Origin of the sequence: Citrobacter sp. Cpo142 (assembly GCF_030332425.1) — a bacterium.
GTDB lineage: Bacteria > Pseudomonadota > Gammaproteobacteria > Enterobacterales > Enterobacteriaceae > Citrobacter > Citrobacter portucalensis.
In genome coordinates this window covers 155,536-169,759 of record NZ_JAOWHW010000109.1, presented here as the reverse complement: position 1 = coordinate 169,759, position 14,224 = coordinate 155,536, and the positions used below count along the sequence as shown (strand labels likewise).

The window sequence follows — 14,224 nt, the reverse complement described above, 5'->3', positions numbered from 1 at the left end:
AAAAAAACCGCCCCGAAGGGCGGCTGACGTTACTTAACGCAGCGTGCGCACTGCGACGTCTGAATTTGCTTGAAGAAATCGTTGCCTTTGTCATCTACCAGGATAAACGCCGGGAAATCTTCCACTTCAATTTTCCAGATGGCTTCCATCCCGAGTTCCGGGTATTCCACACACTCAAGACTCTTGATGCTGCCCTGAGCAAGTACCGCTGCGGGGCCGCCAATACTGCCTAAATAGAAGCCGCCATGCTTATGGCAGGCATCGGTCACCTGCTGGCTGCGGTTGCCTTTCGCCAGCATGATCATGCTTCCACCAGCAGCCTGAAGCTGGTCAACATACGAGTCCATACGCCCGGCCGTGGTTGGCCCCAGCGAACCCGAAGCATAGCCTTCCGGCGTTTTTGCCGGACCTGCGTAATAGATCGGGTGATCTTTAACATACTGCGGCAAACTTTCGCCGTTATCCAGACGTTCTTTCAGTTTCGCATGCGCAATATCACGGCCAACGATAATTGTACCGTTGAGCGACAGTCGCGTGGAAACCGGATACTGGGAAAGCTGAGCCAGGATCTCTTTCATCGGACGATTGAGGTCAACGCGTACCGCTTCGCCCTCTCCCGCCTGGCGCAGCTCTTCCGGTATAAATTTGCCAGGATTATGTTCCAGTTTTTCGATCCAGATACCTTCACGGTTGATCTTGGCTTTGATATTTCGATCGGCTGAGCAAGAAACACCCATACCAACCGGACATGACGCGCCGTGACGCGGCAGGCGGATCACGCGGATATCATGCGCGAAATACTTCCCGCCAAACTGCGCGCCCAGTCCCAAATTCTGCGCCTCAATCAGCAGCTCTTTTTCCAGCTCTACATCGCGGAATGCCTGACCATGTTCGTTACCTTCTGTCGGCAGTTCGTCGTAGTATTTTGCAGAAGCCAGTTTGACCGTTTTCAGCGTGGCTTCTGCCGATGTTCCACCGATTACGAACGCGATGTGATACGGCGGACAAGCCGCAGTGCCCAACGTACGCATTTTCTCAACCAGGTAATTTTTTAATTTGCCCGGCGTTAGCAGCGCTTTGGTTTCCTGGTACAGATAGGTTTTGTTCGCCGAACCACCACCTTTGGCAATACACAGGAATTTGTATTCATCGCCGTCGACGGTATACAAATCGATTTGTGCTGGCAGGTTGGTACCGGTGTTCACCTCTTTATACATATCCAGCGCTGCGTTTTGTGAATAGCGCAGGTTGTCTTCGATGTAGGTGTTATAGACGCCTCGTGCCAGCGCCTCCTCATCGCCCCCACCGGTCCAGACGCGCTGACCTTTTTTACCCACGATAATCGCAGTTCCGGTGTCCTGACAGGTCGGCAAAATGCCTTTTGCCGCGATGTCAGAGTTACGCAGGAATTGCAGAGCCACATACTTGTCGTTTTCGCTGGCCTCCGGGTCGCGCAGAATATCGGCTACCTGCTGTTGATGTGCGGGACGCAGCATAAACGACGCATCATGAAAGGCCTGACGAGCCAACAGGGTTAAGGCTTGCGGTGCAACTTTAACAATCTCCTGCCCTTCAAATTCGGCAACAGAGACATAGTCGCTGGTCAGCAGATAGTATTCGGTATCATCCTTTTTGAGGGGGAAAGGATGCTGATAATGAAAGGGTTTGTTTGACATTGTGCTCTCACTTACTGCTCGGTCTGGTTATTCTCTGGGCAGATGTTCCATTGCCCTGCTTCCCTGCCGCAGATCCGGTTGTAGAAGGAAGAGCTTTCTGCAACCGGAATTACTCAGGGTATTAAAAGCGAGTCACCATATCCTACACATTTTTTTAACAAAAACTGAGACAAGTACGACTTTTTACATGTGCAGGTTACTTCGCTCAGGGTTTCTTGGTTTAATAGCCGTAGAAAATTCAACATTGAAACAGGGCTTGATAATGCAAAAACTCATCAACTCAGTGCAGAACTACGCCTGGGGAAGTAAAACGGCGTTAACGGAACTCTATGGCATTGCCAACCCCACTCAGCAACCGATGGCTGAGCTGTGGATGGGGGCGCATCCGAAAAGCAGTTCGCAGGTTCTCGGCGCTGACGGTCAGACGGTTGCTCTGCGCGACGTTATCGAGCACGATAAATCCGCACTGCTGGGCGATGCCGTTGCCCAACGTTTTGGTGAACTGCCCTTCCTGTTTAAAGTGCTCTGCGCTGCTCAACCGCTTTCGATTCAGGTTCATCCTAACAAGCACAACTCTGAAATTGGATTTGCCAAAGAAAACGCCGCAGGGATCCCGATGGATGCGGCCGAGCGCAACTACAAAGATCCTAATCACAAACCAGAACTGGTATTTGCTTTGACGCCTTTCCTGGCGATGAACGCATTCCGCGAGTTCTCTGAAATTGTTGCATTGTTACAACCCGTTTCCGCCGCACATCCGGCTATTGCGCATTTCCTGGAAGAGCCGAGTGCGGAACGTCTGAGCTATCTTTTCGCCAGCTTGCTGAATATGCAGGATGAGGAGAAATCCCATGCGTTGGCGATCCTGAAATCGGCGCTGAACAGCCAGCAGGGTGAACCCTGGCAAACCATCCGTCTGATCGCTGACGTCTACCCGAACGACAGTGGGCTCTTCTCCCCGCTGCTGCTCAATGTGGTGAAACTCAATCCAGGCGAGGCTATGTTCTTATTTGCCGAAACCCCGCACGCTTACCTGCAAGGTGTGGCGCTTGAGGTGATGGCTAACTCGGACAACGTGCTGCGTGCCGGACTGACGCCAAAATATATTGATATCCCGGAACTGGTCGCCAACGTGAAGTTTGTCGCCAAGCCAGCAAACCAGTTACTGACCACGCCGGTTGAATCTGATGGTGAACTGGACTTCCCAATCCCGGTTGACGATTTTGCGTTCTCCCTGCATGACCTTACTACCAATGGCGCAGATATCAGCCAGCAAAGTGCAGCCATTTTGTTCTGCATAGAGGGTGAAGCTGTATTGAGCAAAGGTGAGCAACGCCTGGTGCTGCTACCGGGTGAATCGGCCTTTATTGGCGCGAATGAATCGCCGGTTTACATCAGTGGCGCAGGTCGTTTAGCACGGGTTTATAACAAGCTATAGCAAGATACTGATATTTTTAACAACTCTTGCTAAGCTGTAGTGAGTTAAAGACATGTCACTCCTCCAGGCGTCTTCAAACGCCTGGTTTTATTTTATGGATATCGAAATGAAAAAATCGCTGGTAGCTGCGGGTGTGGTGGTTGCGCTGGGTATCGTCTGGACGGGCGGTGCCTGGTACACAGGTAAGAAACTTGAAACGCATCTCGCCGAGATGGTGACGCAGGCAAACGATCAGTTAAAACGTTTCTCCCCTGAGGCGGGTATTGAACTGAGTTATCAAAACTACCAGCGCGGGGTGTTCAATAGCCAACTGCAAATGGTGGTGAAACCCATCGCCGGGCAGGCAGATTCCTGGCTAAAACCGGGGCAAAGTATCGTCCTGAATGAAACCGTCGATCACGGTCCATTCCCGCTGGCTCAACTGAAATCACTGAATCTGATCCCGGCTATGGCCTCCGTGAAAACGACGCTGGTCAATAACGACGTTACCAAACCGCTGTTTGATATTGCCAAAGGTGAGTCGCCATTTGTCATTAACTCCCGTATCGGCTACAGCGGCGATACCCGTTCCGATCTCTCCCTCAAACCACTGAACTATGAGAAAGGCGACGAAAAAGTAGCCTTCAGCGGCGGGGAATTCCAGTTTACAGCAGACAAAGAAGGTAACGCTGTCTCGCTGACAGGCAATGCGCAAAGCGGCGTGGTCAATGCGGTCAACGAGTATGACCAGAAAGTACAGATGACTTTCAATAACCTGAAAACTGAGGGTTCCAGCAGTATTGCCAGCTTTGGTGAGCGCATCGGCGACCAGAAATTGTCACTCGATAAACTGTCAATTTCCGTCGAAGGTAAAGAGTTGGCGGTTCTGGAAGGCATGGGTATTGATGGTAAATCCAATCTGATCAACGACGGTAAAACTGTCAACAGCCAGTTGGATTACACGCTGAACAGTCTGAAATTGCAGGGTCAGGATATGGGTAGCGGTAAACTGACGCTGAAAGTTGGCCAGATTGACGGTGAAGCACTACACCAGTTCAGTCAGCAATATAGTGCCCAAACCAAGGCACTGATGGCGCAGATTGATGTGGTACAAAATCCTGAGCTTTATCAGCAAAAAGTCACTGAAGCCTTCTTCAATGCGCTGCCGATTCTGATGAAAGGCGAGCCGGCTATCACCATTGCCCCACTGAGCTGGAAAAATGCAAAAGGTGAAACCGCATTTAATCTGTCACTGCTGCTAAAAGATCCGACAGCGAATACTGAGGAACCACAAACGCTGGCTCAGGAAGTGGATCGTTCGGTCAAATCGCTGGATGCTAAGCTGACGATTCCGGTTGATATGGCGACTGAGTTCATGACGCAGATTGCCAAAATTGAAGGGTATCAGCAGGAACAAGCGGCCGATCTGGCGAAACAACAGGTGAATGGCCTGGCGGCAATGGGTCAGATGTTCCGTATTACAACGATGCAGGACAACGTCATCGGTTCCAGCCTGCAATACGCAAACGGCCAGGTAACGTTAAACGGACAAAAAATGTCGCTGGATGAGTTTGTTGGCATGTTCGGTATGCCTTCTCTCGGCGAACCGGATGCCCCGGCTATCCCGCAACAGTAAATACGCGTGACAACAGGCCCGATAACCGTGTGCTTATCGGGCCTGTTTTATTTTGCCACCACCAGCCGGGCGGAAAGCGTTAAGTTACGCGAATGACCATCATCGTGCCCAATGCGCTGCATCATGCGCTCAGCAAGGGTATATCCCATTTCACGCGCGGGCGTGCAGGCCCAAATAATGGGGATATCGTCCAGTGCATTTTCCGCTACATCGGCAAATCCGGCTAACGAGATCTGCTGTTCGAAGTAGCGATCTACGCCAATTTCACCACTCTGACGCCCTGCTCTCATCAGGCCAAACCAGGCGCCAGCGGCTATGGTTTCGTTGTAGCACACCACAGCGCTGATCGTTGGGTTACGACGTAGCAACGCGGTTACCTGCTCTGCGGCCTGCTTTTGGCTGGATGAACACTCCAGCACCCAGTCGCTATGAAACGGTAAACCATACTTTAGCAACGTCGTACAATAGCCGCCGACACGCTCTGCGCGAGTCAACGAAGAACTCTGCCCCCCTAACCACGCGATGCGCTGATGCCCATGGCGTATCAGATGCTCAACCAGCAATTGCGCAGCCTGCATGTTGTCAGGTCTGACGGTGTCGACATCATCCAGGTAGCTGGCCCGAGACGCAAACACTACCGGAATCCCCTTATCGGCGGCCAGTTGTTGTAGGTCGTCGCTACTGCCGGCAGCCCCGGCGATCACCACACCATCAACCCCTTGATTAAGCAGCATAGCGAAACGCTGCGCCAGCTGTTCACCATCTCTGCCACCATGTAATAAAAAAACCATGCGCCCCTGCGCTTCTAATGCTTCCGTCAGACCCGCCGTCAATTCGGCGTAAAACGAGGTGGAGAGGTCGCGCACGATCAAACCAATTACCCCGCTCTGCCCACCACGCAGCGCTGATGCCTGGCGATTACGCACAAACCCCAGTTGCTCAATAGCGGCATTCACCCGTTCGCCGGTCGCTGATGAAATACGGCCTTTTCCACTAAGCACCAATGAGACGGTACTAACCGAAACGCCCGCGGCCAGCGCAACATCATGGATAGTTATTTTTTTGGCTATAGCCATAAAAACGGAAAACTCCCTGATAACGTGACGGATAAAACGTTTTATCAATCACTTATATTTATACGCTCTATTATCGTTCGATAATGTGATTTGTACCGCACTAAAATTAGGTAAAACGTTTTATCTTCTCGCCATCATTAGTCAGCTAGCTTTTACGAGGAGTCGTTTGATGACGACGAGAACCACACCAAAAATTACGTTATGGGAATTTTTCCAGCAGTTGGGCAAAACCTTTATGCTGCCCGTGGCTCTGCTCTCATTCTGCGGGATCATGTTAGGGATCGGCAGCTCGTTAAGTAGTCATGATGTCTTAACGCTGATCCCGGCATTGGGTAATCCGGTACTGCAGGCTATTTTTACCTGGATGAGCAAAGTAGGCTCATTTGCGTTTAGCTTCTTACCTGTGATGTTCTGTATTGCCATACCTCTCGGCCTGGCTCGCGAGAACAAAGGCGTAGCGGCATTTGCCGGTTTTGTTGGTTATGCGGTGATGAACCTTGCCGTCAACTTCTGGTTAACTGCGAAAGGTATCTTACCTACCACAGATGCCGCGATCCTGAAGGCCAACAACGTGCAGAATATCCTGGGGATCCAGTCGATCGACACCGGGATCCTCGGCGCTGTAATTGCCGGGATCATCGTCTGGATGCTGCATGAACGTTTCCACAACATCCGCCTGCCGGATGCACTGGCCTTCTTCGGCGGTACCCGCTTTGTACCAATTATCTCTTCGGTGGTGATGGGACTCGTCGGCCTGGTCATTCCCCTGGTTTGGCCGGTTTTCGCCATGGGCATTAACGGGCTCGGCCACATCATCAACAGCGCGGGTGAATTTGGTCCAATGCTGTTTGGTACCGGTGAACGTCTGCTGCTGCCGTTTGGTCTGCATCATATTCTGGTGGCGCTCATTCGCTTCACCGAAGCTGGCGGCACGCAGGAAGTCTGCGGTCACAGCGTAAGCGGCGCACTGACTATTTTCCAGGCTCAACTGAGCTGCCCGACAACACAAGGTTTCTCTGAAAGCGCAACCCGCTTCCTGTCGCAGGGTAAAATGCCGGCGTTCCTCGGTGGTTTGCCGGGGGCAGCGCTCGCTATGTACCACTGTGCTCGCCCTGAAAATCGTCATAAAATTAAAGGGTTGTTAATTTCTGGTCTCATTGCCTGCGTGATCGGCGGTACAACCGAACCCCTTGAGTTCTTATTCCTGTTCGTTGCCCCTGTTTTGTATGTGATCCACGCCCTGCTGACCGGTCTTGGTTTCACCGTGATGGCGGTGCTTGGCGTCACCATCGGTAACACGGACGGTAACCTGATTGACTTTGTGGTGTTCGGCATCCTGCACGGGCTCTCAACCAAGTGGTATCTGGTCCCTGTTGTGGCGGCGATCTGGTTCGCGGTGTACTACGTGATCTTCCGTTTCGCCATCACACGTTTCAATCTGAAGACCCCGGGTCGTGACGTCGAAATTGCCAGCAATATCGAAAAAGTCATGGCGGGTGCACCGGGTAAATCCGGTTACAACGTCCCTGCCATTCTGGCGGCGCTGGGCGGTGCGGAAAACATTGTCAGCCTGGATAACTGCATTACCCGTCTGCGCTTGTCAGTGAAAGATATGTCGCTTGTTAACGTACAAGCGCTGAAGGACAATCGCGCCATTGGCGTAGTGCAACTCAATCAGCATAATCTTCAGGTTGTTATTGGTCCGCAGGTCCAGTCAGTGAAAGACGAGATCGCCGTTCTGATGAACACCGTACAGGCATAAGGACAACAGTATGTTTGATTTTTCAAAGGTGGTGGACAGGCACGGTACCTGGTGTACCCAGTGGGATTACGTTGCCGACCGTTTTGGTTCAGCCGACCTGCTGCCGTTCACCATCTCCGATATGGATTTTGCCACCGCACCTTGCATTCTGGAGGCGCTGACTCAGCGCCTGTCACATGGCGTGCTGGGTTACAGCCGCTGGAAAAATGATGAATTTCTGGCGGCAATTAGTCATTGGTTTCTTACGCGTCATAATACCCAAATCGACCCTCAGTCGCTGGTTTATGGCCCCTCGGTCATCTATATGGTGTCGGAGCTGATCCGCCAGTGGTCTTCTGCGGGTGATGCGGTGGTAATTCATACACCGGCGTACGACGCGTTTTACAAAGCGATTGAAGGTAATCAGCGCCAGGTATGCGCTGTCGGACTTGAAAAGCGCGCTGACGGCTGGGTTTGCGACATGGTTGCGCTGGAAAAAGCGCTCTCCCGGCCTGAAAGTAAAATTCTTCTGCTTTGCAGTCCGCACAACCCAACCGGTAAGGTGTGGACGCGCGATGAACTGGAAACCATGGCGGAACTGTGTCAGCGCCACGGTGTAAAAGTCATCTCTGATGAGATCCATATGGATATGGTATGGGCAGACCAGCCGCACATCCCGTGGAGTAACGTCGCGCGCGACAGTTGGGCGCTGTTCACCTCCGGTTCAAAGAGCTTCAATATTCCGGCGTTAACCGGGGCTTACGGGATTATTGAGGATGAGCAGAGTCGCAACGATTACCTCAGTGCGTTAAAGGGTCGGGATGGTCTTTCCTCACCTGCAGTGCTCGCGCTTAGCGCACATATCGCAGCCTACCAACAGGGCGCTAGCTGGCTTGATGCGCTGCGGGATTACCTTGTCAGTAACCTGCATTACATCGCGCATGAGCTGAATAACGCATTCCCCGAACTGAACTGGCAGGTTCCGCAATCCACCTATCTGGCATGGATTGACTTGCGTCCACTCAACCTTGATGACCATGCACTGCAGGAAGCACTCATCCATCAGCAGAAAGTCGCCATCATGCCCGGATACACATACGGAGAAGAAGGACGAGGTTTTGTGCGCCTCAATGCCGGATGCCCACGTTCCAAACTTGAAAAAGGCGTTCAGGGGTTGATTAACGCCATCCGCACAATACGTTAAATAGTCTTGCGCAATGAAGAACTCATTGCGCAACTCCTTATATAAAAAAACAAATCTGTTTTCTATCGTTTTTTTAATACCAATTCCTCCCTGACTTTTCCTGCCAGTAAAAATCAACAGCAATAAAAATCAAAAAGACAAAATACAAAGCTGAGAAGATAGCCGAAATATAGCGCTGTTTTATATACATAAAAATCATGAATACAACACAAATAAACATTCACAAAAAGAATTTAACTTTTTTTTTACTCCTGTCCCTAACGACATCCATTTTTCTTTGGTATATCCCTTTTAGTAATCAGCGTTATAGCCTCTCTTTTTATCCGGTTATTGCAACCTTTGCTGGTGTATTGCACATTCAGACGGGGTGCTTTATGACGATGAATTACATGAGTTATCGGCGCAAAAAATATCTTTTACCCCTGGCCTGCGCGTTTTATTTCTCGGGGGTTTTCTTATTTCTTGCGCTCTATATTTATTTTTATAAAAACGGCCTTCCTGGTGTCATCTACAATGACATTGCTGTTTTATACTTTATGAGGAACATGTTAATTACGGGGCTGTTTTTTGCAACATACTATTTATATACGTTTAAGAATAAAAAAGAAAAGCATGGTAAAACAGTTATTTACGCCACTTATTTATGGTGCATGTTGCATCTGGTAATGGCTATCCTCTACTCCATCCGTATTACGCCAATATCGTTTCAGTTGGTTGATACAGAAACGTTTGAATGGCTTAGACCCTGGCGTGGTAGCTTTATTTATGTCCTCATTATCTTGTGGACCTGTATCGTTTTATTAGGGGCAAAATTAACCCAGCTAAAAACACAGTTTTGGGTAAGTATGTCACTGGTTGCCCTGAGCAATCTGTTAAGTGTCATCATTATGCTGAAGTACACGCATATAGACTCCGCTGGATGGTATCTCGCCAGAGGCCTGGAGTGCCTTAGCGCAATGGCCGTGATGATCGTGCTCATGTCTGATATTTTCAAGCGCTACAAAGCCTCACGTCAGGCCTATGAATTATCCTATGAAAATTCAGTCCGCGACCCGATGACCCGACTTTTCAACCGTGGCTATTTTTATAACGCACTCAGCAATGAGATTAAAATGACAGCAACCCATAAACCCCTGAGCATTGTCTTTTGCGACATTGATTTCTTTAAGTCGGTCAATGACACCTGGGGACATTTGCAGGGTGACAGAGTGATAATTAAACTGTCAGAAATTATGCAGCAACTGAGTCGGCGTAACGACATCGTGGCGCGTATTGGCGGAGAAGAGTTTGCTATTTTGCTACCTGAAACTAACGCTGATGCAGCATTTAACATCGCAGAGCGAATCAGAAAACACGTAGAACAACAAACTCAGACCACGACTAAAGGTGATTTTCCACGCATCATCACCATCAGCTTGGGTATCGTAACCTCGGTTGATAACCGTTCAGCCCCTGAACAACTTGCTGATTGCGCAGACCGCGCCCTGTATATGGCAAAAAACCGAGGCCGTAATTGCGTTGTGGCCTATTCTGGTGAAGAAATTTAATAGCAAAGGAAAAGATCACCACCAGGGCGATCTTTTCCTCATGATCAGTTGGTAATTTTCATGTGCAGCTGGAATGCGTTGGTTTTCCCCTCATCCTTCGCCGCGCCTTTTTGATATATTCTGATGGTATACTTACCGCTGGCAGGCAGTGTATTTTTATAAGTGTCACCACTCATCATGCCATCAAAAATGAATTGTTCGCCCGGCGCAATAATACTCATGAAAGGATGAGGCCAGGCGCTTTTCAAAACTGCTTGCATGGTCTGCCCTTTTTTGGCGACAAACGTATAATCTTTTGTTTTATCGCCCGTAATTGTCCCCTTGATATCTGCGCCACTGGTACCTTTCTTAAACTGGATTACATGCGTTTCATCCGCTTTATACGCCGCATGCGTAGGCACAGTTGCCAGCAGCAAACTTCCACAGAACATTGTACTGACAATTAGCTTTACACTTTTCACTTTATTAATACCCTCAGTCGTTATTGTATTTTTATAACATACCTCGCTGCACATTCATAAACTGGAAAGTGTCCATTTTTCGCTATTAGCAATGTTACTCAATAAATATCTGAATAAAATAACACTGACAGGCAGTAATTATATAAAAACGAGGTAAATAATCTTAAAATAAAATCCCTTCATTACACACATGCTGCAGGAAATGCGTTATTGCTTACTTTACGCCCATCTTGCCACCGCAAGGCAAAAGCAGCGTGATACGGTCTCAAGGATCAGGCCGTCGGAACACCACTCTGTTGGAGCGCTAACAGCATGGTCAACAATTTGGCGATACTTGCTTCCCCATAACCCCGAACTCTGCACTGCTTTTTTTAAAGTTTTTAGAGGAACATTTTTCTGTTGTATAATGGCCTGCACTTTACCTAAATACACGAGTGCGACCATGATTGATACTTCCCTCCCCCTGACCGACGTCCATCGCCACCTTGATGGTAACATCCGTGCACAAACGATCCTGGATCTGGGTCGTCAGTTCAACTTAACGCTTCCGGCACAAACGTTGGAAACGCTGATCCCTCATGTGCAAGTCACATCAACTGAGCCGGATTTAGTGAGCTTTTTATCCAAGCTCGACTGGGGCGTGAAGGTACTGGCCTCGCTGGATGCGTGTCGTCGCGTGGCATTTGAAAATATTGAGGATGCCGCACGTAACGGCTTGCACTATGTTGAACTGCGTTTTTCCCCAGGATACATGGCGATGACGCATCAGCTCCCGGTTGCAGGTGTGGTTGAAGCCGTCATCGCAGGTGTACGCGAGGGTTGCAAGACCTTTGGCGTCGAAGCACGCTTAATTGGCATTATGAGCCGTACTTTTGGCGAAGCCGCCTGCCTGCAGGAACTGGATGCGCTGTTAGCCCACCGAGACCATATTACGGCACTGGATCTTGCCGGTGACGAACTGGGGTTCCCGGGCAGCCTGTTCCTGTCCCATTTCAACCAGGCTCGCGACGCCGGCTGGCGTATTACCGTTCATGCGGGCGAAGCCGCGGGACCAGAAAGCATCTGGCAGGCCATTAAAGAGCTAGGCGCTGAGCGTATTGGTCACGGCGTTAAAGCCGTTGAAGATCGTGCGTTGATGGATTACCTCGCCGAGCACCGTATCGGCATCGAATCCTGCCTGACATCAAACATTCAGACCAGCACCGTTGCCTCACTAGCGAACCATCCGCTGAAAACATTCCTTGAGCATGGCGTTATCGCCAGTTTGAATACGGACGACCCGGCTGTTCAAGGTGTGGATATTATTCACGAGTACACCATTGCCGCACCCGCGGCAGGGTTAACGCGTGAACAGATACGTCAGGCCCAAATCAACGGTCTGGAAATGGCATTCCTGAGTAACGAAGAAAAACGAGCCTTGCGCGAGAAAGTCGCCACAGCGTAACAGGTAAAGTGCCGGTTGGCGCTAACGCTTATCCGGCCTACGTTGGTTTTGATTGTAGGCCGGATACGATGCCAGGAAGGTATCGCCTTGCGCCATTTACCTAATCAGGCAAGGCACAGCGTCGAACGATGTTTCGCGGATTCGAGACCCAGCTCAATCAGCTCCATAATTTGGATAGCCTGTCTCGCCGGTACCGGGTTTTCACCGTTACCATTTAGCGCATCACGAATGCCAGCATAGTACGCCGGATAGTTGCCCGGTACAGTAAGCCAGGTTTCTTCGACCTGCTCTTCGCCTTCTACTCGCGTCAATACGCCATCGCGCATATCATAACCCCAGTCTTCCTGTGGCAGTCGTTCGCCATTTTTCAGGCGCTCTTCCTGCGGGTCAAGACCATACTTCACATAGCTGCCACGCGATCCGTGCACAATATAGCGGGCCGATTCTGCGGCAGCGAGCATGGTGCCATGCAAGATCACTCGACGCTGCGGATACGTCAGGATGGCATGGAAGTAATCCGTCGCCTGCGCGCCCGGGCGCAGCTGGGCAAGGTCTACCGTCAGGCTGACGGGCAAACCAAACAGGTTAATCGCCTGATCCAAAAGATGCGGTGCTAAATCGTACCAGATACCGCTTCCCGGACCGCCCTGTTCACGCCAACGATCACGAACCTGCGGGCGGAAACGATCGAAATGGGATTCGAAATACGCCACCTCTCCCAAAACACCATCCGCCAGCAGAGCTTTCAGCGTCAGAAAATCACTGTCCCAGCGACGGTTATGGAACACAGACAGCACGCGCCCGAGGCTGCGCGCCAGCGCATCCAGCTCACGAGCTTGTGACAGTGTCACGGTAAAAGGCTTATCAACAACCACGTGTTTGCCCGCTTCCAGCGCAGCTTTCGCTAACGGAAAGTGTGTGTCATTAGGCGTGGGGATCACAATCAGGTCAATATTTGGATCGTTAAAAAGATGCTTAGGCTCAGCAACAACCGCCACCGTAGGCCAGTCTGCCTTCACTTTTGCTTCATCACTACTGGAAACCGCAGCCAGTTCCAGGCCCGGCGTGCCCACAATCAGGGGGGCATGGAAGGTTTTGCTGGCATAACCATAACCAATTAGCCCAACGCGGATGTTGTCACTCATGTTATTGCCTCTCAATTCAGGACTGACCTATTTCACACCATACCTTGCAACGTCTCAATAGTTTAATAACCTTTGCGCTACAATGGTTGTTTTTTAACTTAAGTCAAACATATGCCACTTATGCTTAACTTGCAGCGAAAAAGAGGTAGAAATCGTTCCCAATCATCTTGCTGTATTAATGAGAGATTAGTAACATTTGCAGCCTGTGTTTATGGATAAATCAAAGCAAATGTCATCAGTAATGAATCGTCTTATTGAATTAACAGGTTGGATTGTTCTCGCCGTCTCCGTGATCCTGCTGGGTGTTGCCAATCATATTGACAATTACCAGCCACCAGAGCCCGTTGCCGCAGTGCAGAAGAAATAAGCATCCGCAGCCTTTTATTGCCCGGCAATTAACATTGGTAGTTGCAGGGTTTGCCGGTAAAAGATCGCTTTCTGTCAAAAAAAGCGAATTATGCCGCATCCCGCTCCGCTGCATATTGCCAGCGATCGCTAAGCGCGTTACCCTTGCCGAAGACGCGCATAGCGCCTGCTTTTTCACAGGTATGAACACTCTTCTTACATTTGCACGTAAATCCGCTTTTACCTGTGCACGTTGTTTATTTTTATATTTTCTACTCCGTTGGTATTATTTTATTAATATGGATCTGCATTTATGACTGTTCAGGATTACTTATTAAAATTCCGCAAAATCAGTTCACTCGAAAGTCTGGAAAAGCTGTTCGACCATCTAAACTACACGCTCACCGACGATAGCGACATCATCAATATGTACCGTGCCGCAGACCATCGCCGTGCGGAACTTATATCCGGAGGCCGTCTGTTTGATGTTGGTCAGGTACCTAAATCAGTCTGGCATTACGTGCAATAAAGA

The 14,224-nt window shown here is 50.0% G+C and carries 13 protein-coding genes; 8 read left to right on the top strand and 5 right to left on the bottom strand.

What is annotated here, in order from left to right; translation table 11 throughout:
* Positions 1-29: 29 nt before the first annotated feature.
* On the bottom strand, positions 30-1,676 hold the full coding sequence (fumB, locus tag OGY18_RS07530; RefSeq protein WP_003832822.1) for a class I fumarate hydratase: 1,647 nt from the start codon (positions 1,674-1,676) through the stop codon (positions 30-32).
* A 262-nt stretch (positions 1,677-1,938) separates the two neighbouring features.
* Between fumB and manA the strand changes: the two genes are divergently transcribed.
* A complete protein-coding gene (gene manA / locus OGY18_RS07525) occupies positions 1,939-3,114 on the top strand; it encodes a mannose-6-phosphate isomerase (protein ID WP_126956320.1) in 1,176 nt (391 codons plus the stop codon).
* Positions 3,115-3,220: 106 nt separating this feature from the next.
* Complete coding sequence (locus OGY18_RS07520) at positions 3,221-4,729, top strand: YdgA family protein (protein ID WP_286552435.1); 1,509 nt, start codon at positions 3,221-3,223, stop codon at positions 4,727-4,729.
* A gap of 47 nt (positions 4,730-4,776) precedes the next feature.
* Here the strand turns inward: OGY18_RS07520 and OGY18_RS07515 are convergent, their stop codons facing one another.
* Complete coding sequence (locus OGY18_RS07515) at positions 4,777-5,805, bottom strand: Mal regulon transcriptional regulator MalI (protein WP_286552433.1); 1,029 nt, start codon at positions 5,803-5,805, stop codon at positions 4,777-4,779.
* A 169-nt stretch (positions 5,806-5,974) separates the two neighbouring features.
* On the opposite strand from OGY18_RS07515, the gene malX reads away from it, so the two are divergent.
* The 3 genes from malX (at position 5,975) to OGY18_RS07500 (ending at position 10,297) form a co-directional block, all read left to right on the top strand.
* A complete protein-coding gene (malX, locus tag OGY18_RS07510) occupies positions 5,975-7,567 on the top strand; it encodes a maltose/glucose-specific PTS transporter subunit IIBC (protein WP_048226592.1) in 1,593 nt (530 codons plus the stop codon).
* 10 nt (positions 7,568-7,577) lie between these two features.
* Positions 7,578-8,750, top strand: coding sequence for a MalY/PatB family protein (locus OGY18_RS07505; protein WP_003832814.1), 1,173 nt, complete (start codon positions 7,578-7,580; stop codon positions 8,748-8,750).
* Between the two features lie 197 nt (positions 8,751-8,947).
* On the top strand, positions 8,948-10,297 hold the full coding sequence (locus OGY18_RS07500; protein ID WP_286552430.1) for a sensor domain-containing diguanylate cyclase: 1,350 nt from the start codon (positions 8,948-8,950) through the stop codon (positions 10,295-10,297).
* A 44-nt stretch (positions 10,298-10,341) separates the two neighbouring features.
* On the opposite strand, the gene OGY18_RS07495 is transcribed toward OGY18_RS07500, so the two are convergent.
* Both OGY18_RS07495 and OGY18_RS07490 read right to left on the bottom strand, forming a co-directional pair.
* Positions 10,342-10,758, bottom strand: coding sequence for a hypothetical protein (locus OGY18_RS07495; RefSeq protein WP_003832810.1), 417 nt, complete (start codon positions 10,756-10,758; stop codon positions 10,342-10,344).
* A 219-nt stretch (positions 10,759-10,977) separates the two neighbouring features.
* Entirely contained in the window at positions 10,978-11,202 is a 225-nt protein-coding gene (locus OGY18_RS07490; RefSeq protein WP_126318202.1) for a hypothetical protein, read from the bottom strand.
* On the opposite strand from OGY18_RS07490, the gene add reads away from it, so the two are divergent.
* Entirely contained in the window at positions 11,201-12,202 is a 1,002-nt protein-coding gene (gene add, locus OGY18_RS07485) for an adenosine deaminase (protein WP_286552427.1), read from the top strand. The two genes, OGY18_RS07490 and add, sit on opposite strands and share 2 nt — an antisense overlap.
* A 104-nt stretch (positions 12,203-12,306) precedes the next feature.
* Here add and OGY18_RS07480 read toward each other — a convergent pair whose 3' ends face one another.
* Complete coding sequence (locus OGY18_RS07480; protein WP_003832806.1) at positions 12,307-13,347, bottom strand: oxidoreductase; 1,041 nt, start codon at positions 13,345-13,347, stop codon at positions 12,307-12,309.
* Positions 13,348-13,588: 241 nt separating this feature from the next.
* Here OGY18_RS07480 and blr point away from each other — a divergent pair, with 241 nt between their 5' ends.
* Both blr and ydgT read left to right on the top strand, forming a co-directional pair.
* Positions 13,589-13,714 carry a division septum protein Blr gene (gene blr, locus OGY18_RS07475; RefSeq protein ID WP_003029134.1) on the top strand — a complete coding sequence of 42 codons (126 nt, stop codon included), beginning with the start codon at positions 13,589-13,591 and terminating at the stop codon, positions 13,712-13,714.
* Positions 13,715-14,005: 291 nt separating this feature from the next.
* A complete protein-coding gene (ydgT, locus tag OGY18_RS07470) occupies positions 14,006-14,221 on the top strand; it encodes a transcription modulator YdgT (RefSeq protein ID WP_003832804.1) in 216 nt (71 codons plus the stop codon).
* Positions 14,222-14,224 lie beyond the last annotated feature (3 nt).